Origin of the sequence: Streptococcus sp. S784/96/1, from assembly GCF_902729355.1 — a bacterium.
GTDB lineage: Bacteria > Bacillota > Bacilli > Lactobacillales > Streptococcaceae > Streptococcus > Streptococcus caledonicus.
The window spans coordinates 1-24,900 of the sequence record NZ_CACVCC010000014.1; the positions used below are offsets into that span (position 1 = coordinate 1).

23 protein-coding genes and 6 pseudogenes are annotated in these 24,900 nt (G+C 37.4%); 7 read left to right on the top strand and 22 right to left on the bottom strand.

Annotated features, from left to right (window positions below):
• Positions 1-235: 235 nt before the first annotated feature.
• The 5 genes and pseudogenes from GZ996_RS06165 to GZ996_RS06190 all read left to right on the top strand — a co-directional run bounded on the left by GZ996_RS06165 (position 236) and on the right by GZ996_RS06190 (position 6,319).
• Positions 236-1,358: pseudogene (locus GZ996_RS06165) on the top strand (ISAs1 family transposase).
• Positions 1,359-2,660: 1,302 nt separating this feature from the next.
• Positions 2,661-3,617 carry a hypothetical protein gene (locus GZ996_RS06175; RefSeq protein ID WP_162011598.1) on the top strand — a complete coding sequence of 319 codons (957 nt, stop codon included), beginning with the start codon at positions 2,661-2,663 and terminating at the stop codon, positions 3,615-3,617.
• Between the two features lie 148 nt (positions 3,618-3,765).
• Complete coding sequence (locus GZ996_RS06180) at positions 3,766-4,392, top strand: hypothetical protein (protein WP_162011599.1); 627 nt, start codon at positions 3,766-3,768, stop codon at positions 4,390-4,392.
• 188 nt (positions 4,393-4,580) lie between these two features.
• Positions 4,581-5,207, top strand: coding sequence for a hypothetical protein (locus GZ996_RS06185; protein ID WP_162011600.1), 627 nt, complete (start codon positions 4,581-4,583; stop codon positions 5,205-5,207).
• A 746-nt stretch (positions 5,208-5,953) separates the two neighbouring features.
• Positions 5,954-6,319: a hypothetical protein gene (locus GZ996_RS06190; RefSeq protein ID WP_162011601.1), complete on the top strand. Its 366-nt coding sequence runs from the start codon at positions 5,954-5,956 to the stop codon at positions 6,317-6,319.
• Between the two features lie 340 nt (positions 6,320-6,659).
• On the opposite strand, the gene GZ996_RS06195 is transcribed toward GZ996_RS06190, so the two are convergent.
• Both GZ996_RS06195 and GZ996_RS06200 read right to left on the bottom strand, forming a co-directional pair.
• Positions 6,660-7,016: a transposase gene (locus tag GZ996_RS06195; protein ID WP_161980067.1), complete on the bottom strand. Its 357-nt coding sequence runs from the start codon at positions 7,014-7,016 to the stop codon at positions 6,660-6,662.
• Positions 7,016-7,378 (bottom strand): transposase, encoded by a 363-nt coding sequence (locus tag GZ996_RS06200; protein ID WP_162011602.1) that lies wholly within the window; start codon positions 7,376-7,378, stop codon positions 7,016-7,018. Before GZ996_RS06200 ends, GZ996_RS06195 begins: the two co-directional genes overlap by 1 nt.
• A gap of 28 nt (positions 7,379-7,406) precedes the next feature.
• Here GZ996_RS06200 and GZ996_RS06205 point away from each other — a divergent pair.
• A pseudogene (locus GZ996_RS06205) lies at positions 7,407-8,186 on the top strand (tyrosine-type recombinase/integrase); the annotation flags it as partial.
• Positions 8,187-8,294: 108 nt separating this feature from the next.
• Here GZ996_RS06205 and rpsI read toward each other — a convergent pair.
• The 10 genes and pseudogenes from rpsI to GZ996_RS06255 form a co-directional block, all read right to left on the bottom strand.
• Entirely contained in the window at positions 8,295-8,687 is a 393-nt protein-coding gene (gene rpsI, locus GZ996_RS06210) for a 30S ribosomal protein S9 (RefSeq protein WP_012516324.1), read from the bottom strand.
• Between the two features lie 21 nt (positions 8,688-8,708).
• Positions 8,709-9,155, bottom strand: coding sequence for a 50S ribosomal protein L13 (gene rplM / locus GZ996_RS06215; protein WP_156807217.1), 447 nt, complete (start codon positions 9,153-9,155; stop codon positions 8,709-8,711).
• Positions 9,156-9,323: 168 nt separating this feature from the next.
• Complete coding sequence (gene purR / locus GZ996_RS06220) at positions 9,324-10,136, bottom strand: pur operon repressor (protein WP_156807218.1); 813 nt, start codon at positions 10,134-10,136, stop codon at positions 9,324-9,326.
• A 95-nt stretch (positions 10,137-10,231) separates the two neighbouring features.
• Entirely contained in the window at positions 10,232-11,170 is a 939-nt protein-coding gene (locus GZ996_RS06225; RefSeq protein WP_161979436.1) for a 3'-5' exoribonuclease YhaM family protein, read from the bottom strand.
• A 79-nt stretch (positions 11,171-11,249) separates the two neighbouring features.
• Positions 11,250-12,524 carry a DNA recombination protein RmuC gene (rmuC, locus tag GZ996_RS06230; RefSeq protein WP_156807220.1) on the bottom strand — a complete coding sequence of 425 codons (1,275 nt, stop codon included), beginning with the start codon at positions 12,522-12,524 and terminating at the stop codon, positions 11,250-11,252.
• A gap of 1 nt (position 12,525) precedes the next feature.
• Positions 12,526-13,164, bottom strand: a complete 639-nt coding sequence (locus GZ996_RS06235; RefSeq protein ID WP_161979437.1) for a thiamine diphosphokinase — start codon at positions 13,162-13,164, stop codon at positions 12,526-12,528.
• Complete coding sequence (gene rpe / locus GZ996_RS06240) at positions 13,157-13,819, bottom strand: ribulose-phosphate 3-epimerase (RefSeq protein WP_161979438.1); 663 nt, start codon at positions 13,817-13,819, stop codon at positions 13,157-13,159. Before rpe ends, GZ996_RS06235 begins: the two co-directional genes overlap by 8 nt.
• 7 nt (positions 13,820-13,826) lie before the next feature.
• Positions 13,827-14,699, bottom strand: coding sequence for a ribosome small subunit-dependent GTPase A (gene rsgA / locus GZ996_RS06245; protein WP_162011603.1), 873 nt, complete (start codon positions 14,697-14,699; stop codon positions 13,827-13,829).
• A 445-nt stretch (positions 14,700-15,144) separates the two neighbouring features.
• The gene (locus GZ996_RS06250) at positions 15,145-15,888 is read right to left on the bottom strand and encodes an alpha-amylase family glycosyl hydrolase (protein WP_162011628.1); all 744 of its coding nucleotides are present in this window, start codon (positions 15,886-15,888) and stop codon (positions 15,145-15,147) included.
• Positions 15,882-16,445 (bottom strand): annotated as a pseudogene (locus tag GZ996_RS06255) (IS982 family transposase); the annotation flags it as partial. The pseudogene GZ996_RS06255 and the gene GZ996_RS06250, both read right to left, overlap by 7 nt.
• 98 nt (positions 16,446-16,543) lie before the next feature.
• Between GZ996_RS06255 and GZ996_RS12140 the strand changes: the two are divergent.
• A pseudogene (locus tag GZ996_RS12140) lies at positions 16,544-17,374 on the top strand (glycoside hydrolase family 32 protein); the annotation flags it as partial.
• A 482-nt stretch (positions 17,375-17,856) separates the two neighbouring features.
• Here the strand turns inward: GZ996_RS12140 and GZ996_RS06265 are convergent.
• The 10 genes and pseudogenes from GZ996_RS06265 to GZ996_RS12210 all read right to left on the bottom strand — a co-directional run.
• Positions 17,857-18,509: pseudogene (locus tag GZ996_RS06265) on the bottom strand (IS110 family transposase); the annotation flags it as partial.
• A 273-nt stretch (positions 18,510-18,782) separates the two neighbouring features.
• The gene (locus GZ996_RS06270) at positions 18,783-19,940 is read right to left on the bottom strand and encodes an MFS transporter (RefSeq protein WP_161980576.1); all 1,158 of its coding nucleotides are present in this window, start codon (positions 19,938-19,940) and stop codon (positions 18,783-18,785) included.
• Positions 19,941-19,951: 11 nt separating this feature from the next.
• A complete protein-coding gene (locus GZ996_RS06275) occupies positions 19,952-20,977 on the bottom strand; it encodes a threonine aldolase family protein (protein ID WP_162011605.1) in 1,026 nt (341 codons plus the stop codon).
• A gap of 15 nt (positions 20,978-20,992) precedes the next feature.
• Positions 20,993-21,316, bottom strand: coding sequence for an AzlD domain-containing protein (locus GZ996_RS06280; protein WP_162011606.1), 324 nt, complete (start codon positions 21,314-21,316; stop codon positions 20,993-20,995).
• The gene (locus GZ996_RS06285) at positions 21,309-22,010 is read right to left on the bottom strand and encodes an AzlC family ABC transporter permease (protein WP_162011607.1); all 702 of its coding nucleotides are present in this window, start codon (positions 22,008-22,010) and stop codon (positions 21,309-21,311) included. Before GZ996_RS06285 ends, GZ996_RS06280 begins: the two co-directional genes overlap by 8 nt.
• A 74-nt stretch (positions 22,011-22,084) precedes the next feature.
• Entirely contained in the window at positions 22,085-22,792 is a 708-nt protein-coding gene (locus tag GZ996_RS06290; protein ID WP_162011608.1) for a hypothetical protein, read from the bottom strand.
• A gap of 5 nt (positions 22,793-22,797) precedes the next feature.
• Complete coding sequence (locus GZ996_RS06295) at positions 22,798-23,241, bottom strand: LytTR family DNA-binding domain-containing protein (protein ID WP_156806228.1); 444 nt, start codon at positions 23,239-23,241, stop codon at positions 22,798-22,800.
• A 137-nt stretch (positions 23,242-23,378) separates the two neighbouring features.
• On the bottom strand, positions 23,379-23,684 hold the full coding sequence (locus GZ996_RS06300; RefSeq protein WP_161979451.1) for a bacteriocin immunity protein: 306 nt from the start codon (positions 23,682-23,684) through the stop codon (positions 23,379-23,381).
• 24 nt (positions 23,685-23,708) lie between these two features.
• Entirely contained in the window at positions 23,709-24,389 is a 681-nt protein-coding gene (locus GZ996_RS06305; protein ID WP_162011629.1) for a TIGR00266 family protein, read from the bottom strand.
• A pseudogene (locus tag GZ996_RS12210) lies at positions 24,378-24,889 on the bottom strand (IS110 family transposase); the annotation flags it as partial. The pseudogene GZ996_RS12210 and the gene GZ996_RS06305, both read right to left, overlap by 12 nt.
• Positions 24,890-24,900: the final 11 nt, after the last annotated feature.

Here is a 24,900-nt window from a genome sequence, read left to right on the forward strand (position 1 = left end):
CAATGTTATTTGACATCTGTTTGTGTCCTTTCACTAGTTTTAGACAACGAAAAAAGAGAACGAATTTCTCGTTCTCTTAGGTTATAAGGTATTCAATTTTACGTTTCCCGAAACTCTAGACACTTACTCTCAAACCGCTCCACGCCAAACGCATGAGGAAAATTTTGTTTTCAGAAAGCTAGATTCATAATGACAACATCACTCAAAGTAGTACACTATAGATGAGGTACCTACGATGATTGATTTTATTATTTCTATTGATGATTGCGCAGGTGAATTGGAGAGTCGCCAGCCTTGGAAAATTCGCTATCCCTTGTCAACCATTCTATTTCTTGTCTCTGTTTGTCAGTTAGCCGGCGTTGAAACCTGGAATTTTATTGAAATGAATGAACCATTGTTTGCGACCTACGTTGATTTGAGTAATGGTTGTCCATCTCATGATATCTTAGAGCGTGTGGTTAGTCTTGTAAATCCAGATTGTTTACAAGAGCTTAAAGTTCAATTTGAACAATCATTGACAAGTTTAGATGCGGTTTATCAACTGATATCAGTGGATAGCAAAACGATTCGAGGTCATCGTGGTCGAGACCAGAATCCAGTTTATATTGTCACGGCTTATGATGGAGGTCATCATCTTAGTTTGGGACAGGTGGCAGTTGAGGAGAAAAGTAATGAAATTGTTGCCATTCCTCAATTATTGCGGACGATTGATATCCGTAAAAGCATAGTAACGATAGACGCAATGGGTACGCAGACGGATATCGTTGATACGATTATTAAAGGTAAAGCAGACTATTGCTTAGCCGTCAAAGGAAATCAAGAGACACTTTATGATGATATTTCTCTTTATTTTAGTGATGTCAATTTGTTGGAAGAGCTACAAGAAAAGGGAGAGTATTATCAGACTGTTGAAAAAAGCTAGGGGACAGATTGAGGTTAGAGAATACTGGGTATCTTTCGATATCAAATGGTTGTGTCAAAATCACCCTAAATGGCATAAATTACGTGGTATTGGGATGACTCGTAATACGATTGATAAGGATGGTCAGCTGAGTCAAGAGAATCGTTATTTTATCTTTAACTTTAAGCCAGATGTCACTACATTTGCCAATAGTGTACGAGGTCATTGGTCTGTAGAAAGTCTGCACTGGTTATTGGACGTTGTTTATCGTGAAGATCATCATCAGACATTGGATAAAAGAGCAGCATTTAACCTAAATCTTATCCGAAAAATGTGCTTATATTTTTTAAAAGTGATGGTATTTCCTAAAAAAGACCTCAGCTATCGTCGCAAACAACGGTATATTTCTGTCCATTTGGAAGATTATTTAGTCCAATTATTTGGAGAAAGAGGCTAAGCAGATGATTGATTTAAAAAGCTATCTTTTCAAAATTGATATCAGGGCACAAATAGATGTAGAGAAAATTTTCATGCGTACGGGGTGCAAACAGCTCTACATACACACATGTTATTCACGAATATTAAATCTAAATCATGTTCGTAGTTAGCCCAAGGTTGGACATTGTAAAAACAACTTCCTAGTCTTCACTATACCATCCGTCTATGACTTATCAGACGAAGACTTCCTAGAATATGAGGATAGCCATGAATCCATTTAGCCCTTTTTCTGTTGCTCTTGCAACAGTTGTTTTCATGATAAAAGTGGAGCTAAACGGAGACTGTTCTATTACTGAAATCCCAAGGTAACTTTATCTTTGCTTTTAAAATTACAAGCCAATACGCTAACAAATCAAAGTATATCAGAGCAAGATATTTTGAGATTATTGATTGGCTAGAAGTTGATCTGAAAAAACATCGCGGATTGATACCATTACACGTATCAGCCTAAATTATCAGTTTGAAAATGTTAAGGTTATTGATAAATTAACAAGAAGAGATAGAGAACGATTGCTTATCTTTCTCAATTTTCAAAACATCCACTAATCCCAAATTGTAAAATTAAGCTAGACAGAAAAAGCCATCTATGTTAGTCTCAGATAAACTACCACATTTGTCTGAAAGGGACTAACATAAATGACCTACACTCATCTTACCACAAACGAACTCGTAATGATAGAGGCCTATTACCAAGCAGGTAAGAAAGTTTGCGACATTTCAAAGTCACTTGAAGGTATTTTAACAGATATGGATAAAATCAAGACTTTTATGACTGGTATATAGAGAAATTAACATATATATCCTATTATTTACACCTAAAGGTTACAAAGGGTTATCAAAAAGTCATGTTTTCGGAGCTTATGTAGTTGAGAAATATACCGACAAGTCATATATTCGACTTGTTTTTTTATCCTATAAATCTGCTATAGATATCCATCGTATATTATAAATTAATTTATTAGATTGTTTGAATGGAAGTATGTTATAATTTTTGAACAAATATATCAAAAAAAAGGAAATATGAAACAGAAAACAACTCTGACCTACAACCGCACCAATAACTTATCCCAATAATATAACAACATTACGTCCTAATCCTGTTCAAAATTATCCAATAACCCCTCTCTATACAGTTCAAGAGTACTATTCTCCTCGTAATGTTTCACGTATAGTTGACACTCCACAAGCAACAAAGAGTAATGATACTAGTAAAACTACACATCAGGTCAAACCATGGACTCATGCCGCTACTCCTTCTTTAATGGAGAAGGAACTCAGAGAAATTAAATATAGTAAAAACCCCATAAAAGCTCAACAATATTTTAATATGGAACTCAATACTGGGATGAGTAAGAGCGACCAAGATATATTCTTTGGCTATCTGAAAAACGTAAGAGAACATGCCAAGAAAAAATATGGTTCAAAAAATATTGATAAAATTAATCATGCCATTGCTAACGCTATCGCTGGGGTTAATTATGCCGATGACATTGCACAAAAAGCCGTCAATGATTTTAATTCAGATGAATATAAAAAACTAGCGGGTTATGAAAAATTTGTTGAATTAATTAAAAAATCTTCAGATAATAAACCAAATGCTACTGATAATAATTATTATTACATTGATTTAGCACATTTTGCAATGCCAATCGCAACATCCTACCAAAGTGCTTGGTACAAAGAATTTTTAAAATCAATAATGACAGCAGGAAATACCGAACCAAGGATTCAACCTGATTCTAAAACTATATTCTTTTGGCTAAACTCATATACTGGAGATAAACTCACTACTTTTGGGACGGATAATAAAGATTTACCAACTGACCTAGATGCCTGGATATTACACTCTAATTATAAAAATATTACTTATTTAGATGACCGCATCAAACATTATTATGGTCAAAAATTGAATCGGAATAAAGAACTTGATAAGTCTTTCAAAAATATTAGCCCTCATAAAAATATTAAAAAAGATACTAACTGGTTAGACGGTTTTGCCACTTTCACTGTAGGCGCTCTTGCCATAAAGACTCTTTTTAAGGGAAAAGAAACTCTTTCTAAAGGAAAAGAGATCCTCACTAAAATTGGTGAAGCAGAAATGCAAAAAGCACAATTACAAGCTAAAGCTAATCAACATTTATTTGATCTGGTTAAAAGCTTCTTTTCTAAATTATTACCTAAAAAGAAAAAAAGAAAAAAAGTAAAAAGAAAAAAATAACGGCTACTAAAGCTAAAGATACCGCTAAACCTAAAGCTACTCCTAAGCCCAAAGCTACTCCTAAACCTAAAAAAGGACCTAAGAAAAGAAGGTAATCATGTCATTAATAAAACTATTCAAACAACTAGTTATCTTTACAATCATATGGATGCTATCATCATTTTGGATTTACAATCGTTTAGAGACACATACTGTTTATTACTTTAAAAATTCTCGCCTTACCCCTAAAGAAGGAATTCCATTTGTATTAGTTGATCAATTATTTTATCATATCAATAATAACTATATGGAAAGCAAGACAGATGACAAAGAATTCTATTACAATAGTGACGGGGCAAATAGTATTACCTACATTCATCTAACAAGCAATGAAAATTACAGCTACATAATATCTCAAAATGATTTATATGGCTGTAACTATTCAATGTATATGCACGACCCATTAAATCCTAATAGTGAAAGTGTATTTTATTACTTTGATAATAACTTTAATCTTAAAGAAAAATCCTATCCCTATGATGAAAACAACCAAACTAGTTTCTCTGATGAAGAAAAACATGCCGTTTATCAAGCCGCTAATCAAACTGCTAGCCAATTATTAGATAATCTCCCCACACCTATCATAAATTTACAGTGGCTCTTTGATTGGACCTATAAAGGACATAAAGTAGCCAAAATTTTTCTACTCTCCTTTCTAATGACTACTGGATTGACTGGCATTAAAGTGTGGAGAAGACGATACTTAAAAAGGAATAGCATCAACTCAAATCAATAGGTATAGATAAAATGAAAAAGAAATGGTTAATTATTCCCAAAGTATTATTAGCTCTAGGGGGATATCGTGAAATTTGGTTTAATCTCCTTATCTAATCAAGTTACTACGCTCAGCACCTTCCACATAAAAAGGTAATCATGTCATTAATAAAACTATTCAAACAACTAGTTATCTTTACGATCATATGGATGCTATCATCATTTTGGATTTACAACCGTTTAGAGACACATGCCGTCTATTATTTTAAAAATTCTCATCATACCCCTAAAAAAGGGATTCCATTTATTTTAACCGATCAATTATTTTATCATATTGACAATACAGATATGGAAATTAAAGTAAAAAACGGTAAATACTTTTACAATATTGATGGTACAAATAATATTACCTACCTACATCAAACAGTTCGGGAAAATTATACTTATATATTATCTCAAAGTAATTTTTATGATTATAAATATTCAATTAACATGACCGACCCACTAAAACCTAATGGTGAATATACATATTACTTCTTTGATAATAATTTTAATCTTAAAGAAAAATCATATCGCTATGATGATGACAAACAAACTAGCTTCTCTGACGAGGAAAAACGTGCCGTTTATCAAGCCGCTAATCAAACCGCTAGCCAATTATTAGATAATCTCCCCACACCTATCATCAATTTACAGTGGTTCTTTGATTGGACCTATAAAGGACATAAAGTAGCCAAAATTTTTCTACTCTCCTTTCTAATGACTACTGGATTGACTGGCATTAAAGTGTGGGGAAAACGATACTTAAAAAGAAATAGCATCAACTCAAATCAATAGGTATAGATAAAATGAAAAAGAAATGGTTAATTATTCCCAAAGTATTATTAGCTCTATGGGGATATCGTGAAATTTGGTTTAATCTCCTTATCTAATCAAGTTACTACGCTCAGCACCTTCCACATAAAAAAGGAAATAATCCTGAATTGATTTTTACTCTCAAAAATCTCTATTATTTAGAAAAACTTGAAAACTCTGATTTAAAATATGGTTACGATGGTGTAAATACAATAATTGTCAACGAAAAATATTCTGTAACCAATACCGAGGGAGCTGAACTTCATATATGGATATCCCTATTCTACTCCAAATTATTTTTTTGATAAAAGAGGACACTTCCTAAAAATACAAATTTTTGATGAGAAAATAGATAATTTTAAGTATGTTATTTCATCTAAAAGTAAAAAAGAAGCTGAAAATTATATTGTACGTGCTATTAGGCCTATTCTAGATATCCAACCCGACCCCAAACTTAATCTCCAATGGCTTTTTAATCTAATTTATCAAGGGAAGTTTGATTAAAAAGATAAGATAGATGCTGGCAAAAAAATTTCTAAGGACAAAAATTGTGTTGAAAAACTCTTAAAGGAAAACGCAAATGAAAAAACTACTAACCATACTTATTCTAATGGTTTCCTGCCTCATCCTTTTTTTTTGGGGGGAAACTTTACATTGCCTATAATCTATCTCACTATGCTGGATATTATGTACAACAGTTACCCCGAAAAGAGGGAACTAATCCTGAATTGGTAATAATTTTAACTCATCTAGATAGTATCGAGAGACCTATCACAGATAAATTATCCTATGACCTTGATGGAAATGGTGCTATTCTTGTAGATAATCAACTAATTCTTTCTTATATGACAGATATGTTTAATTTATATCCAGCAAAAGTTAGAGAAAATTATATATTAGATGTTAAGGATGGCTCGTTTCTCTATCATATCAAAAATCTTAACTTTCAAGAAAAGAATATTAGTAAATCCAAAGAGTTAGAAGCCCAAAAACTCCTTGATAAGATACTCCCTCCTATCCTAGAAGCTCAACCAAAGCCCAAAATTAACCTTCAAAAGTTATTTAATGATAAATATTTTAAGAAGTTTAATTAAAAATTATCATACTAATACCAATTAAATTTTAGAAAATGATTCATACCACCCTCAAAATTTTTCTAAGGGGGCTGGGGATTCTCCCCAAAATAAAATAGAACCATCAGTCAAAAAGTGTCAGTCTGACCTTTGCTGATGATTATATTTTTACGATAGTGTGTATACACTGTCTGAGCTCGCAAAGACCTTTTAACATTTTAAGGACATGACCGTACTTGATACGGTACCGTACATTGTCCGTACAAGGATTTTTAACGACGACATGATAAAAACGCTGACCACCATCAGCGTTTTTGTTGTTTGGTTTAAAAACTATTCTATCAAAATGCCTGGAAGACTATCACTTCTTAGCTATTCGTTGCTTGTCTTCCTTCACTTGTTTCTCTACTAATTCTACAAGTTCCTCCATCAACTGACCTAATTCCATCAAATCATGTTGGGAAATTTTTCCAAACTGTGTTGCGCTTTTAGCGATGCTATTAATTGCTCTACCAACAAATAATAATCTTTCTGTCAGCGACAAATATTCTGGAAAGCTCACTGTCCAGACTTCAAAATCAGATTTTAATAACTGCTTTCTAGCAAAATGAGAAAAGTTTGAAAAGCCATCTTGCTTCATTCGCTTTAACAGTTTTTGATTTTCTTCTTCAGACAAAAAGACTTGTTTAACAACATTTCTAATTCTATTTTTATCCATTAAACTCCCTTAGATAATAATTTCCGTTTCTTTTTCTTGTGATAACGAGTTAACTGCTTTTCATAATTTGAAACTAGCCTTCTGCTATAGTCCATAGCTCTGTAGGATTGACTATCTTGAGACTGCTCTGCAATTTTAGATAATTGCCTTAAATTATTTTGAATACACCTTAAAGAATAAATCAATTCATCAAACTGAGATTCATCAAATTGAATAAAGAGTGACGTATCCTTAAAAAGCATCCGACGAGCATAATTAGAGAATGTTTGTAAGCCTGTATCATCCACTAACTGATTAAGTACGTCATTCTGCAATTCCGTCACATAAAACTTCTTTAAAATATTTCTGACACGTTCAGACATGACGGATCATCCCTAAATACCGGTCTGCCTGCTTAGAAGCTATGTTAATTCTATCTTTGATTGGGCTGAAGAACTGGAATATATCGAAACCAACCGCATTTCTAAGACTATTAAACGTATCAAAGCTACTAAAAAAATTAAGCTACAAGAAGCCAAGAACGAGGAAGAGTTATATCTTTCACAATCTGAACTTCAGGCTTGGTTTACTGCCTTTGAAGAAGACCTTGAAACAGATAAAATATCATTTAAAGATTATGTATTATTCTATACCACTTTCTTTCTGGGCGATAGAAAATCTGAAAGTTATGCCTTACAGTGGAAACATATCAACACTAAACAACAAGAAATTAAATTAGTTCAAGCTTTGGATAAATACAAAAATGCAAAATCAACTAAAGGAAACAAAAAGACGACTTTCCACATTCCTAATGAATTAGCAGAGTTGCTTAAATCATGGAAAAAACAGCAAAAAGTTGAATTGGCTAAATTTGGCATTATCCAATCTGATGAACAATATGTATTTACCTATATTGATATGAAAAGCAATGTGAATAGTCCTTTACATGCCGATTATCTTAATAATAAGATGAAGTCAGTTAAACGTCGTCACAAGGAACTCACACACGCTACACCGCAAAAGTTACGCCACACAGGAGCAACTTTAGCTAAGCAAGCCGGAACATCACTAGAAGCCATTTCAGAGGCTCTAACACATAGCGACACCCTTACAACCAAGACTTATGTCAATACTTCAAATGTCGTTCCAATGGCTGTTGGAGAAATTGCCTATCGCAACCTTAAAAAATAATGGTGGCAATTTGGTGGAAATTTGGTGGCAATTCTTCAAAAAATGCACCAAAAAACACCCCATGGTGGCAACCATGAAGTGTTGTAAATGCTGTATTGTAGCGGGTTCTTAACGTTTAGAGAACTGGCTAGCTTTACGAGCTTTCTTAAGACCTGGTTTTTTACGTTCAACCATACGTGCGTCACGTGTAAGAAGGCCAGCGCGTTTCAATGAATCGCGGAAGTCTGGGTCTACTTGAAGAAGCGCACGAGCGATACCATGACGGATAGCTCCTGATTGACCTGCGTAACCACCACCTACAACATTAACGAAAACGTCGTATGAACCTTCAGTTGAAGTAACTGCGAATGGTTGGTTGATGACAAGACGAAGGTCTGCGTGTGGGATGTACTCTTCTACATCTTTTTTGTTAACAGTGATTTTACCAGTACCTGGAACCAAACGAACGCGTGCAACAGCGTTTTTACGACGGCCAGTACCTGCATATTGTGCTTGTGCCATTATTTAGATGCTCCTTTCCTCTTAGATAAGTCCTGAGATATCAAGTACTTCTGGTTGTTGTGCTGTGTGAGTGTGCTCACCACCAACGAAGACTTTCAATTTCATACCTTGTGCACGTCCAAGAGTGTTGTGTGGAAGCATGCCTTTAACTGATTTTTCAATCAAGCGAACAGCGTTTTTAGAACGCAATTCACCAGCTGTGATTGATTTCAAACCACCTGGGTGAAGTGAGTGAGTGTAGTAAACTTTATCAGTTGCTTTTTTGCCAGTTAATTTAACTTTTTCAGCGTTGATAACGATTACGAAGTCACCTGTATCAGTATGTGGTGTGAAAGTTGGTTTGTTTTTTCCGCGAAGTACGCTAGCAACTACTGCAGAAAGACGTCCAAGTGGTACATCAGTAGCGTCTACTACATACCATTTACGTTCAACTTGGCCTGGTTTAGCCATAAAAGTTGTTTTATTCATGATTTCTCCTATATATAGTTCGATTATTTGTTTACGGGTGGTGGTGTTCCATCCCACCAAAGGTATTTGAAGGTTCCGGGGCCTTTCAAATGGGGTAAACAATACCGTTTAATATCATAACAAAAAAACAAGTTCAAAGCAAGTACTTTGAACGTATTTTTACTATTATTAATCAAAAATATTTCCGACTTCAACAGTGACTTTATTGTTTTTAACATCAATTTCAGAAACGCTAAGAAGTGACTTATAAGCGAAGCTCTCACGCTTTTCTTGCGTATTATCTGCAAAAACCGCAACACCAACAAGGGTTGAATCAAACTCATTCAAAAGACTTGTCATACCTGTGATGGTACCTCCACCTTTTAAGAAGTCATCGACGATAAGAACACGACTATTTGGTTTCAAACTACGCTTAGATAGAAACATTTTTTCAATACGATCACTGGAACCTGAGGCGTAATTGACCGAAACGGTTGATCCTTCCGTAATTTTAAGGTCACGACGAACAATCACAAAGGGAACATTTAAGACGTTTGCGACAGCATTTGCCAAAGGAACCCCTTTGGTCGCAACAGTCATAACAGCATCAATCTTCTCTCCACGAAAGGCATTAGCAATAATGCGTCCAACGTTTTGTAAAATAGATGGTGTACTAAGAAGATCCGATAAATAGATGTATCCTCCTGGAAGAATACGATCGCTTTCAGAAAGGCTCTCACAAAGCTCTTCTACGATGGCACGCGCTTCACTTTCAGCAATACCAGGTGTGAAAATCACACCACCACTGGCTCCTGTAACAGTATCAATCTGTCCAATCCCTGCTTCTTCAAAAGCTTTTTTAATGATAGAAATATCTTCAGAAATAGATGATTTCGCTGCCTCGTATTTTTCAGCAAAGGTATTAAGGCTTGTCAAAATGTATGGGTTATTAATAAGATAGTTAGAAATAACTACCATGCGTTCGCTACGACGTAATTTCATAAACTCCTCTTTCTTGTCTACTTTCTCGTTATTATACCACAAAATATTTAAAAAGCGAACATTTCATATAAGAAAGGCTTGCTTTTTCGTATATTTTAATATTTAGGTTTATAAAAAGAGCGATTATCCATGGCAAAAATCTTACTTGTCATCTCTCCTTCAGAGACTCGACTGAGCGCTGTCGTCATCATCATCATATTAGCATCAATATTATCAATCATGTGAATGATTTCTGCTTCCATCACACGTGGTCTGACAGGACTACCATACTCTAATTGCCCATGATGACTAAGGATAACATGGCGTAGAATCGTGACTTCTTCTTTTGTGTCAGGGATTTCCAACTCTGCGATTACCTTAGTAATTTCTTCATTAATCAATGCAATGTGACCAATCAAATTACCTCGCACGGTGTATTCCGTATTATCGGGACCAGATAACTCAATGACTTTAGCTAAATCATGGAGCATAATCCCAGCAAAGAGCAAACTCTTATTAAGGTCCGGGTAGATATCTCCAATAGCATCCGCCAAACGTACCATGGTCGCTGTATGGTAGGCAAGCCCTGTCTCAAAAGCGTGGTGATTAGTTTTGGCTGCTGGGAAAAGGTAGAACTTCTTATCGTATTTTCGATAGAGATTTCTAACGATGCGTTGCCAAGTGGCATTTTCTATACGAAACATTACTTGTTCTAAATACTCTTTCACATCGCTGACTTTTACCGGTGGTTTTTCTTTGTAAGCCGAAGGATCTGAAGGTTCTCCATCCCTAGTGTTACGAAGAGTGATTTGATTGACTTGAGGCGTACCGTTATAAACCTCTCGACGCCCTTTCATAAAGACAACTTTACCAGCGACAAATTCTTCAACATTATAAGGTTGAGCATCCCAGAGATTTCCTGAGATTTCGCCACTATCATCTTGGAAGGTAAAAGCAATATAGTCTTTACCAGCACGGGTTTTTCTAACTTCAGCTGATTTGATGAGATAAAATCCCTCAAAAAGCTGGTCTTGTTTCATTTGATTAATTTTCATGACTAAGTATCTTTCTAATCGATGTTAACGACTGACCTATTTAAAAAGCTATTGCTACATCCTAGGTCAGCTTTCATATTTACAGAGCTAAATCATCCTCTTCTTCTGAAATAGGTAAATTTAGGAGACTTTGTGTTGCACTATCTTGATAGGTTTCAACAGTATTTAATGCTCTGATAATGGCATTAGTTCGTGTCGTCAAGAGACTATCAACTGTTTTTGAGGCTGTATTGAGTTGTCGCTGTGCTTTGACCAACAGTCCAGCAAACTTGCCAAATTCAGATTTCACATTTCCTAAAATCTTGCTGATATCATCTGCATTTTTCTGAATGTTGAGTGTTTTAAAACCAACAGATAAGGAATTCAGCAAGGCTGATAAGGTTGAGGGACCCGCAACAACAATATTTTCCTCACGTCTAAGTTTATCAAAGAAATCTGCATTTCTAACCACTTCCGAATATAGGCCTTCAGTCGGTAAAAACATGATACCAAAATTAGTCGTTTCAGGTGGATTGAGGTATTTGTTTTGAATATCCTTGGCAAAGCGTTTGATTGAAGCAAGCAAGGCCTTGCGATATAATTCAACCTGCTCTTTATCACCAAACTCATAAGCCTCTTCTAAATGGTAATAGTCTTCCAAAGGAAACTTCGAATCAATCGGCAGATAGACGTAATCTCCCTGACTAGTCCCTGGTAGTTTAACTGCGTATTCCACACGTTCTGTAGATCCTGACACTGTCACAAATTCTCTCTCATACTGACTTTCCGTCAAAATATCTTCGATAATTTGTCCCAGCTGAAGCTCGCCTAAAATCCCCCTCGTCTTGGTATTTGAGAGGACTTTATTAAGGGTTCCAACATCTTGGGCAACTGTCTTCATCTCACCCAAGCCTTGATTAACAGACTCCAATTGTTTAGAAACGGTCTCAAAGGAAGCTTGTAGACGAGTTTGCAAGGTCTTTTCTAGCTTTTCTTCTACCGTTTGACGCATTTGTTCCAAACGTTCTTCATTAGAAACCTGTAAATCCTTGACAGACTGAGTAAGATTCTGATTGATTAAAGCCAAGCGCTGGTCAGAACGATTACGACTTTCTGTTAAGTTTTCATGTAGAACATCTCGTAATTCTGTCAATTGATGATAAAGGTTTGCCTGTAGATGATTGACCTGCTGGGCTACTGCTAACTCTTGTTCCTTAGATAAAGCAGACAACTGGTAGGAGATTTGCTCGGATAAATTATCCGCATTTTCATCTAATTGTCTAGCCGTACTCGATTTCAGATCTGCTATTTTAAACCATAAAACCAGCGATAACAAGAAGCTAGCGATGGTTATAATAAGTAAAAAAAGTGTCATGCTAACTCCTGTCACGCGTATAGAGGACTATTAAGTAACCTGATGGTACCGTCACCTCTATAGGATTATTCGTAAACTCATTGCTACTATAGATTTTTTTAGGGAAAAAGTTACTAGCGCTCAATTCATACTTAGCCCCAGTAATCACCAATTCTCCCTGACCTTCGAGCATAAAAGAGATATATTTATAGGCGTTTTTTGGAAAAATGCTGTGCTTCCCAGCTGGCAAGTAACCAATTTCATTTTGAACATCCAGTAGATGAATCTGCTTCATAAATCGAGCCAAAGCTGGTTCTGATGGTAAAAAAATATTAGACAGAAAATGGTCAATACGCCCACCAAAGGCACCAAAAATAGTTACATCGGCATTAGGATATTTCTCAAATATCAGTTTAAGAGCTAACTCAGTGTCTGTATCATCTTTTTCAGTTGGAGCTTGGGTTATTGTTTGAGCGACACCTTTAATACTTTCTAACTCAGTATCCGATACTGAATCAAAATCCCCAACTGCCCAATCCAGCGGAAGCTCATTTTCCAAAAGAAAGAGACAAGCACGATCAACACCAACGTAAAGGTCAAAGTGAGTCAGAGATGGGAGGCCAGATAAGTCGCCTCCTGAAAATAATGCAATTTTAGGCATCTAAAGCATCTCTCAAGGTTTGGACTTGGGCTGGAAGGTCACTAGCTTTGAAGAGGTAAGACCCCGCTACGAAGATATTGGCACCAGCTTCTGCACAGGCTTTAATCGTTTGGTTGTCTACACCGCCGTCAACTTCAATGTCAAAGATCAACCCTTTTTCCTGACGTAGTTTCGCAACCGCAGCAACCTTATCTAGGCACTCTGGAATAAAAGCTTGACCACCGAAACCTGGATTGACTGTCATAATAAGAACTTGATCCACCAAGTCAAGTACTGGAATAAGGGCTTCGACAGGCGTACCTGGATTGATAACAACACCAGCTTTCATACCAGCTGCTTTGATTTTTTGAAGGGCACCGTGAATATGAATTGTTGATTCTGTATGTATGGTCATGATATCGACCCCAGCATGAGCATAAGCATCCACATAGCGTTCAGGGTTAACCACCATCAAGTGCACATCAAAAACAAGTTTGCTGTGTTTGCGCATACTAGCCACAACATCTGCACCAAAGCTGATATTTGGGACAAATTGACCATCCATGATATCAATATGAACATATTCGGCGCTAGTTTCTTCGATACGGCGCAATTCACTCGCAAAATTAGCATAGTCTGCGGCAAGAATAGATGGGGCAATTTTATAAGTTGACATGACAATCCTACTTTCTTTTGATGACTTTTTTATAAACTTCACGGCGGTTTTCAATTTCACTTAGGAATTGAAGATAGTTATCATAACGCACTTGCCATAACTGACCAGCCTCAAGAGCTTCTTTTACGGCACAAGAGGGTTCATGGGTATGCGTGCAGGTGCGAAATTTACAGCTTTGGCTGATGTCTTTTAGTTCTGGAAAGGCTCTATTCAATTCTTCTGCTGTTGAGACTTCGTAGTCTAAGGATGAAAAGCCTGGGGTATCTGCAACTTTACCACCATAAACATTGTACAAACTGACAACACGTGTGGTGTGGCGCCCACGCCCTAGACTATCTGAAATCTCACCCGTTTCAAGAGCTAATTCTGGCGCAATTTTGTTGAGCAAAGTTGACTTTCCAACACCTGTTTGTCCCATAAAGACTGTAACCTTATCTGTTAGGTATGGCAGCAATTCTTCCTGTGAATAACAAAACTCATAGCCAATCACTTCATAGTGAGCACGAATAGCATCCATCTCTGCTCTGCTATGTAGCAAATCCAACTTAGAGATGTAAACAATAGGACGAATCTTTTTATGTTCTAAAAGCACCAAGAAACGGTCTAGTAGATTGCTGTTGAAATCTGGTTCCTTAGCACTCATGATGACAACCGCCTGATCAATGTTGACAATGGGAGGTCTTACCAAACTATTTTTACGCTCAGCAATTGATAGAACATAACCTTCTGAATTTTCCTCAGCCGAAAATTCAATAAAATCTCCGACATAGGGAGTCTGTCCTTTTTTACGAAAATTTCCCCGTGCTCGGGTCTGATAAACCTGTCCGTCCGCCTCAACATAGTAAAAACCTGCCAAGGACTTGATAATTCTTCCTTGCAAATGAACTCCTTATAGGGTTTGATACTCCTATTTTACCAAAAATACAGACTTTTTCCAAAGGTTATCTAAGAAATGTCTCCCCCTTCTCTACTACATGATAGAAAATGAAATATTCAGCAACGTTTAAATCAATCCTATGCTAGCAAGAAATGACTTTTACTGAACACTCACTTTCTTTTTTCAAAAAATAGCAACAACAATCTTGATCATTAAATAATTGAAACTAAAAAATCCTAGTGTAAAACTAAGATTTTTCATTGCTTATGGTAATAATAACATTCCTAAAATCACACTTATGACACCTAAAATAAGAAAGGCAGCTGAGATTTTTGGACTAATAAAAAATGGCTTGCAGTGAAAAGACTGCGCCCCACCTCCTAAATTATAACCTAGCAAGACAATTGTTATTACTGTGCTGAGTTGACTTATAGGGAAATTTTATTGATTAAACTCTTGAGATATCTACTATCATAGCTTGATAAGGAGAGAGGTTTCCTTCCTCGGTATATTTAACATTAGATAAAACCATGTTATTTCCTACCAATAATTCCCTAATTTGTTCTGGCAAATTTATAATTTTTTCACTCATATTTGCTAATATTAACCAACTTTGACCTTTATAGCTCCTTGTATAAGCAAATATATTCTCATCATCTTCTAAAACCATTTGGACATCACCTTCTACCATAATTTCATGTTCATGACGCAATTTAATCAATTGTTGGTAGTAAGAATAAATAGACTTTTCACTGGATAAATCTGCTTCAGCATTAATCTCTTGATATCTTGGATTAACTGTAAACCAAGGTATACTCTTAGTAAAGCCAGCATTGGTGCTATCATTCCATTGCATTGGAGTCCTAGCATTGTCTCTACCGATTTGATATACTGCCTTCATAAAATCTTCATGGGATATGGTTTTATTCTTTTGAACCAGTTCACGATAGTTGTTCTGAATCTCAACATCATCATATTCTTTTAACTCTAATTTGATATTTGTCATACCAATTTCTTCCCCCTGATAAACAAAGGGGGTGCCTTTTAATCCATGCAATACAGTTGCAAATGCTGTGGCACTTTCATAACGATACTCCTTATCATTTCCCCATCTTGATACAATTCTCGGGCGATCATGATTTTCAAAATATAAAGTATTCCATCCTTCATTTTCTAGTTTGCTCTTAGGAATTCATCAACGACTTTAATGTCGTGAACAGAGTCTGGTGCCACAACATAGTTGAGAATAATCCCCGATAAAGTGACCAACATATGGACTTTAAAACCATAGAACCAAAGGTTTTTAGCGGCATTATACCCAATATCAGCGACATCATTGAAAATCTTGGCTCTATGATTGCGAATAGGCTGGCAAAGCGGCAATGAAAAACTGTCCATAATCACAATAGTATCTGGCGAGATTGCCCCACTCAAGGCATGTCGAATGAGTTGAACCAACCAAATCAATTGTTTTGTTCGTCTGTTAAATCGGCTTCTTTCTAGTAAGTTGCCACCAAAGAAAAATTGACAAATTCTATAAAAATGGCGTTGAGAGGTAATGCCTAACTCAGCTTGAAGTAGTAATAAAACAAGAAGAGACTCATCTGAAACTTTCGCTAAACCGATATTGCGACGATGTTTCAACGAATCGGGGCAGTAGGTACGATAAAATTGGGAACTGATTTGGGATAATTGTTTGATATTCCATTGGAAATGATGGGATTTAGCGGTATACTGTAAGTGGCTCATTAGGACTACCTCCTGTTTGTTTTGTCACTTACAGTATAGTCCTTTTGGGCTTTTTATTGTCGTTGAAAATCAACTAGCACCACGGGTGTCCTAATTATTCTAAAATAAATCAGACAGGTATCCTATTATTCTCTCCCCAAGGAATCGAACCTCAAGGAAAGGCTTATCATAATATTTATCAAACTGGATATATAATTGGTAAGGTTATCAATAAAAATAACTTACACTTTTCAAATGACTGTCACTTCAAAGAATTAGATACTGGATTTGATTTTTACGCTGCACAAGTTATGCAACATAATAATCGAACAATTTTATTTGCATGGATGGGACTCCCTGAAATACAATATCCAACCGAAGAATTCGCTTACTGTGGTTGCCTAACTATCCCTAGAGAGCTGTTTTTAAAGGATAATAAACTCCTTCAACAACCTATTTCTGAACTTCAAGTATTACGCCAATCTGAACAGTCCTATCTAGTTCATTTAGAACAGAATAGCTCTAAATCATTGCAATTTCAATTTGGAGTAGAATTTGAAATAACAATAGAAACAAATACACAATCCATCGTTTATATTGATTTTGCTTCCGATGAAACTCATCAATACTATACAAGATTGATTTGTGATTTTAATAAACAACAGCTGATTTTAGACCGTGAAAAATCTGGCATACCTTTAGCAACAGAATATGGCACAACTCGCGTGCTTTCTAATAATATAGTTAGTATCCTAAAACTTCAAGTATTTTTAGATAGAAGTTCAATTGAAATTTTTATTAACGATGGGGAAAGTGTTTCATCTAGCCGCATCTTCCCACAAGAAAACCAAACTCATCTATTTTTAAATCAAGCATATTCTGATAGTACTATAAATCTAAAATCATGGAATCTCTCAAGTATTTGGCCAAATAATCAAAACAATCATTAGGAAAAATAAATACCAATCAAAGAGAGTGGGTCAGAAGTCATGATATTGAAGTCTTGACTTCCCTTCGCTCTCTGATTTCTAAGCTCAGGCTGAAACTGTCTACTGGACACCTTCACTCCCACCTCCGCACAGCTCCAAAGGTCTGGGAGACCTTTGGAGGTTGGAAATAAGATGAACGACATTCATCACATTCGTATAGGATGGCCGCTAACGATTGCGTGGTACTAAAATAATCAAGTGGACTATTGTAGGTGGATGCTTGAAAATGAAAGAAGTGTCCAGTTGCAGACCTCCAATCAACCACTGCGTCAATCTGTTATTACTCTCAAAAAGAGAATGTTGAGATATTTTTATACGAAAACTTCAAAAAAGTACAAAACTTCCTCCCCTATGTTACAATATAGGCGAAAAATTTTTAGTTTTGGATTGTTAGCTCGTCTCTAACAATCTTTTTTGTTGGCAAAATTCAGAATAAGTTAATTGATAGGACTCCCTTTTTGTCGTCTAGCCGCAAAGACAGCTTGACAAAGGCACTTTTTTAGGTAAGCATTACCATGTCTTATTCGGCTACTTCATTTTTTACCAGCACTCTCATGATTTCCTGGACATAACCCAGCCCAGAACTGCCCATAATATCTTCAATGTAAGTTGTTAATTTGATTCCTCCTGATTGAAGAATGTTATGAATTCTGTTCACGTCACGATTACGAGTTTCAACTTGATGTTTCCGTTGACGTGTTAGTTCTCGTAATTCTTGAATCCTTTCGTCAGGAACAAAACTTCTTGGGAGCAGTCCGATACGAGTCAATTTGGCAATCCAGAAAGCATCTTTTTTATCTGTTTTTTGACCAGGGATGGCTTTCATATGTGCTGGATTCGCTAAAATAAGCTCAAAGTCTTGACAGAGCGTATGCCAAACGGGTTTCCAATAGACTCCTGTACTTTCCATGCCAATAGCTTGTACTTGAAAAGATGTGAGAAAATCATGACATTGTTGTAAACCTTCTGTCGTTGTATCAAAGCGAGCCTCTTCACGTTTGGGACGAGTACTAGTGAGAGAGCCGTGTAAGATACAGACAGCTATCATAGCTTGGTGAATATCAATGCCAGCACAAGATGTATAGATGATATCCATAGTCATTTCCACCTAACTAATGATGAGGACTTGTCTCTCTAATAGTAGTCGTATTTTTATACTCATGCTTCTTAGGCGATATTTTGGGATTCTCGTAGATAGAGTTGATTAGTTTGTCCCTCGATAGATTTTATCATTAAGTTATCAACCACAAAGCCCTCACTAAGAGTATAGCACTTAGCGAGGGCTTTGCCTATTGGTTGTCATTGTTTTGTGGGTGTGGGCTCCGCCATCGTGATGATTTGTCCCAGCCTCTTGATATTATTATTTCTACTAAATTGTACCTTTTCTTAACATCGCAACCAGCAACCCACTTCCTAGAAGGATATTTAACACACCAAACAAGAGGAAGGCAAAGGTTATGTCTGTATTGATGGTGGACGCAGCTTGTAGAGCAAACGCTGCACCACCTCCTCCAAGACTACACCCAAGAAGTACAATTGTCGTTGCTGTGCCTAGTTGGTTAATGGAAAAGCTTTCGGAGACCTTATGAAAAACAAAAGTAACTCCTAGGCTATAAACAAAACCGGTAAGGACTGCACCTACTCCTAATAACCATAGGGAGTGTGCTTGCCAAAGCAGGATCATTCCCAAACCAAAGATAAGGGGAACTAGCGATGAAAACCATTTGTTAACAACATGAATAATCTGACTAAAGACTAAACCAGAAAGAATGCCCATCAGCATCATTAAGGTGAGGATAAAGCTGGACTGGGTTGCTGTTCCCATGTCTAATTGTTCAACAACTAGGGGGATGCGTAGCATGTTTGCGGTATTAACTAAGATAATAAAACCTGCATAAGCAGCTAAACTGACAAGATAGACTAATTGTTTACCAGTTAGTTTTTCTTTCACTTCCTGCGCTGGTTCTTCAACAACTTCCTCTATTTTAGGAACAAAGAGAAGGTACATGGCTAACATCAACAGACCAAAAAGATAAATCAGATAAGCCTTAGACCATCCCAAAGTGAGGAATTGCCCTGCTAATAGGGTTAGGCTAGCTGATCCTAACACCTCTGAAGAACCACGTAACCCCAATACTTTGGTTTTTTCATCACCTTGGTAATGATGGCTAATGATATTAATGGCATGGGCATTGATGAGCCCCACCCCAGTCCCCAAAACCAAACGTGAGATAAATAAGACACCATAATCTTGATTAAAAGCAGGTAAAGTACCACCAAAACTGATTAGCAACAAACCTAGTATAATCGCTATACGCTCAGGTATGTGACGCAAAATAGGATTCAGTAATAATATGACTAAAATCATCAAGGAAGATAGTGAAAACAGTTGTTCAACTTGTGAAACAGTGTAGCCTTGTTTCTGATAATAGGTTAGCATAGCTGGTAAGGCTGAGGAAACCGCAAATGGTGTGACTAGCATAAATGATAGACCTAGCAAACTAATCTTTTTCATCATTTTTTTCATTGTTTCATTCCTTATAATACTTCTGCAAGGGCATCTATGTCAGCCTGCGTCGTTGACCAGCTGGTCGCCAGACGAATCACCGTATGCTGGTCATCATATTTTTCCCAGAAACTGTAAACCACTGACTGACCTAGTTCTGTTAGCTTGTCATTTGCGACGATTAAGAACTGCTGATTGGTCGGGCTTTCAAGATAGAAACGATAACATTTTTCTTTGAGTATGGTTTTGAGTTGTTCCGCATAGCCAACTGCCTCTCGCCCAATTTTCTCATAGAGATTATCTGTAAAGAAACGGTCAAATTGGACACCGAAAATACGACCTTTAGCCACCAGAGCACCGTGTTGTTTCACAATAGCTGTGAAGTGTTTGGGCATATTATTTTTCGTGAAAACGATGGCTTCACCAGCTAGGGCCCCAAGTTTTGTTCCACCGATGTAAAAAACATCGCAGAGCTCTGCTATTGTTTCCAAAGACAAATCAGACGAAGAACTTCCCAAAGCATAACCTAGGCGTGCACCGTCCATAAATAAGGGAATATCATAAGAACGGCAAACCTCCGCCAAGGCAGCCAGCTCCTCATGGTTATAGAGGGTGCCATACTCAGTCGGATGAGAAATATAAACCATGCCTGGAAAGACCATATGCTCGTGATTGCCATCAGCGTAAAAATCCGCCAGATACTGTGCCACATCATCTGCTTTCAACTTACCAGCATCGTGCGGAAGAGTCAACACCTTATGTCCAGAAAATTCAATAGCACCTGCTTCATGGGTGGCAACATGCCCTGTCTCAGCAGCAATGACCCCTTCGTAAGACTTGAGCAAACTATTGATAACCAATTGATTGGTCTGCGTCCCACCTGTCACAAACTGGATCTGTGCCTGAGGACAGACGCAGGTTTCACGAATCTTGTCAGCTGCACGCTGGGTGTAGCTATCCATGCCATAACCTGCCAAATTTTCGTCATTCGTTTCGATCAAGGCTTTTAATAACTCAGGGTGCACGCCTTCGTTGTAGTCATTTTCAAAATGTAACATCGTTTCTCCTTTTTCCTAAAACACTAGTCGCAGCACTGCCATGCAGATACAGCCGACCACTACGGTGACCATAACATTTTTAGTGCGTAACATAATGGCAAAAGTCGGTAGGACAGCTATCAGATCCGCCCACTTGACCTGTGGCAAACGCCCCACTTCCACCGTGAAGACACTGGACAATAGCAGAGCAAAAATAATGGACACCGGCAGATAATTAAAGAATTTGATGAGCTTATCTGGTAAGGTCACCACGCGCACTAAAGCATAAGGGAGAACCCTTGGAACCCAAGTCACCAGAGTTGCTAAGCCAATCGCTAATAAAAGATGGGTATTAGTCATCAATCATCACCCCCACTGTACAAGCCGTAATCGTTGCTAACAGCACTGCTAAAGAACCTGTTATCACCATTGACGATGTCAAATAAGTCACTGTAACCACAGCCAGTAACACCCCAATTTTCTTAAAAGGTAATCGATTGACAAGACTGGTCAACTGACCTGTAAAAATCGCTACAAACATAGCTATTAGAGCAAAATCAATTCCTAATACTGCTGGATTAGGAAGTAGATTCCCAAGAACAGCTCCTAAAACGGTTGATAGACACCAAACCAGATAGCTAGCAAAATTATTGCCGTACATCCACATCGGACTGACTGTGGTTAACCCATTTTTCAGCTCTGCCCCAAGCAGGACACTGTAACTTTCATCAGTCATAAAGGAACCAATCAGCAGTTGCTGTAATAAACTCGCCTTAGGAAACAAGGTTGCCGTGTGCAAGTTCATCAAAAAGTGACGAAGATTCGTGAGAAATACCGTTAGGGCAATACTAGACAGCTCTGCCTTCGCCAACAAAAGCGCGCAAAGCACAAACTGCCCTGACCCTGAATAAATCAAAAGACTGGTCAATAATGTCTCCATAGGAGTCAAGCCCGTTTCGCTCGCTACGATACCAAAAGCTATCCCTATGGATAGGTAGCCCAACATGGTGGGGATGGCTGCACGCACTCCCAACCGTAAATCCTGTCCTTTCATCCTCTCTCCTCATTTCTCTGTAGTTCTGATTATTTTACCACAAAGAAAAAGGCTTGGGAAGGACCAAGCCGAGATTAAATAAAGATAATATTAAGGGTACTAAAAACGAAGTCTCCAGTAATATAGAGGGTTTTATCTGCGGTTTCTCCCGATGGGGTATAACCGATGCGGCTAAACACTTGATCTCCTTGAAATTCTAAATGCCAGTTTTTGGGAATATACAACGTCACGGATGAAAATATCGCATCACCGGAAAAGACCGCAGAATCTGTCATCATATTGGCATTGTCAAAATAAATAGTCGTTGTGCCAAATACCGTATCGCCACTCACATCAGAAAACTCATCATTGATATAACGGGTAGATTTTCCAAAAACCGTATCACTATCAAAGCTAGAAACTCTGGTCATAGACTTATCAGTTGTCCACCCCCAAACTTTTTGCTTTCCATCTACACTCCGATAATAACTTGGTTTTCCAGGGAACTTATTCGGTTGAAAAAGTAGCTTCACTCCTAAATAACAAAATATCCCAATGAGAATGATTGAACCATTTCCCAAGGTGGTAAATGAAAAATGCTCATTCACTAGTAATAAACACCACGTTCCGAATAGAAAGCTACCTCCCAAGCTTTTCTTAACCAAACTGTGGCAGAAAAAGTAAAACAAGATGCCAAACCACACCAAGCTCCCCAATGGTATGGTTAGCTTGGGAAGATAGTCTTGAAAAAGGATAGCTGCTGCCACTGCAAAACTTGCTAAAGCTAATACTGTTTTTTTCATTTTCCTTACCTCAATTCTTGTAATTTTTCTTTTAATAAGTGATAGTAATGTCGTGAGACATAGACCTGCTTATGACTATCGTAAAACCGTATCATGCTCCCTGAAAAGGATTTATCAAGAGAATAGATTTTGCGTGTGTTGGCAATACTGGCCTTAGCAATACGACAAAAATAGTTAGGCAAATAATCTTCCAGCTCGTACAATTTTAGCTTAACTTCATAGGCATTATCTTTGGTATGCCCGTAAATCTTACCACCATCAGTCTCAAAGAAGATAACCTCTCCCACATCAATAAAATACTCACTGTTGCCTTTATAAAAGATTAGCGGAGGCCTTGTCAACTGGCTGAGCAGTTGCTGCATTTGCTCAATCTCAGCTGATAATTTAGGCGTACGGATAATCACTTCCGCATCGGTCAAACTGTCATCCAATTCAATCGTGATCTTCATCTCCTACTCCTCCCCTTTTGATAGTCTCATTATAACAAGCTGACGTTGAAAAACAAGAGCTTTTCAGTAAGTGGTTGATTTTGAGCCTTAAGTGGTAAATAAAAGAACCCGAGTTTCCTCGAGTTCTTCTGTAACAATTAAGCTTGACCACCAAACAAACCACCTAAAATTTGTGTGGTAGCAATTGTTCCTCTATATTTTTGTAATATTTTTTGACTGGCATTTGCTAAATCCGTAATCGTTTTAGGGGCATCATATTTATGTGCCATCAAATACCACGACAAACTTTGACCTAATTTACTAAAAACAAGATTTTCCGGTTCATTTTTATCTAAATCAGCTTTTGCATCTAAACACACTTGATAGAGTTCCTTATCCTTGGCAACTTCCTTATCCAAAAGAGCATTGTACAATAACTCTATAACATCCTGATAGTTCGCCATTCTATATGACCTCATTCTAAATTATTATGAATTATTTCCTGTGATAATATAGCTTTGCAATTGTTCGGCAAACTGTTGTAAATTAAGGCTTTGGATATAAATTTCACCATAGCCAGAGAAGGTATTGACCACGCCCTCACCAGTACCGATGGACTGCATAAAGCCATTTTCAAGGTGAATATCATAGTCAAGGTCACGGCTCCAGGCCACGACATGGGCATTGTCAATCGTGATACTTTCTCCATTTAAAACAAGCTTTTTAATAGAACCAAAACTATTAGCAAGGAGGGTTCCTTCACCTTCAGTCGTCATAACAAAAAGTCCACCTTGGCCCCCGAATAAGGCACGGCCAACAGATTGGCGCTCCATTTTATAATGGGCTGAGCCATCTAAGGCAAGAAAGGCACCGTCATTAAGACGATATTGCTTCGCACCAAGTTCCAAAGCAATCACTTGACCTGGAGTTGATGGCGCAAGGGCCAATTTCCCGTCAGCACCATTAGATACCGCCTGAGTGATAAACATTGACTCACCAGATACCATTGAGCGTCCAAGTGCTCCGACCAATTTACCTAGACCTGAACCACGCCCATTTAAGCGAGTGTTCAATGACACACTAGGACTATGATAAACCATACTACCTTGCTGAATATAAGCAGACTCTCCAGCTTCCAAGACAATTTCAACTAACTGAAGCCATTTCACATGCTTCTGAGTCCAGGTCCAGTGACTAGCACTGTTTGTATATCGAAACTCATGGCGAAGACAGAAGGCTAAAATCTGTTGCTTGATTTTCTTGAGAGCCAATTGATGGTCTGTCCTCATTCGGATATACTCTTTGACTTGTTTATCCTCTGCCGTTGGAATATGGACGGGACTATAACTTCTAAAAGCCAGAGTCTTAGCAATGGTCGCTGCATCTTTTTTATCGGTTTTGACACGTCTGCGACCTTCAATCATGATAGTTGTTGGTGTCATGACAACACAAGGAATCCCTTGAGCTGGTGATACAAGGTAAACCACAGAGAACCTCTGCCTTTTCTCCATAAAGTCGTCGTAATTCTTGGATATAGTTCACGATGCAAGTGACATTAGCCTCAACAGTGAGGATGTTTGACTTGATTTGCCATCATATCATAGTAGCAGAGTGAAAAACTTTCTTTGTGACCATCCATTCCGATAAAAAGTGTGGTAAAATGAAACATATAAGACCTCC

Bases quoted from the DNA above. Each gene is read 5' to 3' on its own strand.
- GZ996_RS06175 (WP_162011598.1), top strand. From the start codon at position 2,661: ATGGAGAAGGAACTCAGAGAAATTAAATATAGTAAAAACCCCATAAAA.
- GZ996_RS06180 (WP_162011599.1), top strand. From the start codon at position 3,766: ATGCTATCATCATTTTGGATTTACAATCGTTTAGAGACACATACTGTT.
- GZ996_RS06185 (WP_162011600.1), top strand. From the start codon at position 4,581: ATGCTATCATCATTTTGGATTTACAACCGTTTAGAGACACATGCCGTC.
- GZ996_RS06195 (WP_161980067.1), bottom strand. From the start codon at position 7,016: ATGGATAAAAATAGAATTAGAAATGTTGTTAAACAAGTCTTTTTGTCT.
- GZ996_RS06200 (WP_162011602.1), bottom strand. From the start codon at position 7,378: ATGTCTGAACGTGTCAGAAATATTTTAAAGAAGTTTTATGTGACGGAA.
- rpsI (WP_012516324.1), bottom strand. From the start codon at position 8,687: ATGGCACAAGCACAATATGCAGGTACTGGCCGTCGTAAAAACGCTGTT.
- rplM (WP_156807217.1), bottom strand. From the start codon at position 9,155: ATGAATAAAACAACTTTTATGGCTAAACCAGGCCAAGTTGAACGTAAA.
- purR (WP_156807218.1), bottom strand. From the start codon at position 10,136: ATGAAATTACGTCGTAGCGAACGCATGGTAGTTATTTCTAACTATCTT.
- GZ996_RS06225 (WP_161979436.1), bottom strand. From the start codon at position 11,170: ATGAAAATTAATCAAATGAAACAAGACCAGCTTTTTGAGGGATTTTAT.
- rmuC (WP_156807220.1), bottom strand. From the start codon at position 12,524: ATGACACTTTTTTTACTTATTATAACCATCGCTAGCTTCTTGTTATCG.
- GZ996_RS06235 (WP_161979437.1), bottom strand. From the start codon at position 13,164: ATGCCTAAAATTGCATTATTTTCAGGAGGCGACTTATCTGGCCTCCCA.
- rpe (WP_161979438.1), bottom strand. From the start codon at position 13,819: ATGTCAACTTATAAAATTGCCCCATCTATTCTTGCCGCAGACTATGCT.
- GZ996_RS06270 (WP_161980576.1), bottom strand. From the start codon at position 19,940: ATGAAAAAAATGATGAAAAAGATTAGTTTGCTAGGTCTATCATTTATG.
- GZ996_RS06275 (WP_162011605.1), bottom strand. From the start codon at position 20,977: ATGTTACATTTTGAAAATGACTACAACGAAGGCGTGCACCCTGAGTTA.
- GZ996_RS06280 (WP_162011606.1), bottom strand. From the start codon at position 21,316: ATGACTAATACCCATCTTTTATTAGCGATTGGCTTAGCAACTCTGGTG.
- GZ996_RS06285 (WP_162011607.1), bottom strand. From the start codon at position 22,010: ATGAAAGGACAGGATTTACGGTTGGGAGTGCGTGCAGCCATCCCCACC.
- GZ996_RS06290 (WP_162011608.1), bottom strand. From the start codon at position 22,792: ATGAAAAAAACAGTATTAGCTTTAGCAAGTTTTGCAGTGGCAGCAGCT.
- GZ996_RS06295 (WP_156806228.1), bottom strand. From the start codon at position 23,241: ATGAAGATCACGATTGAATTGGATGACAGTTTGACCGATGCGGAAGTG.
- GZ996_RS06300 (WP_161979451.1), bottom strand. From the start codon at position 23,684: ATGGCGAACTATCAGGATGTTATAGAGTTATTGTACAATGCTCTTTTG.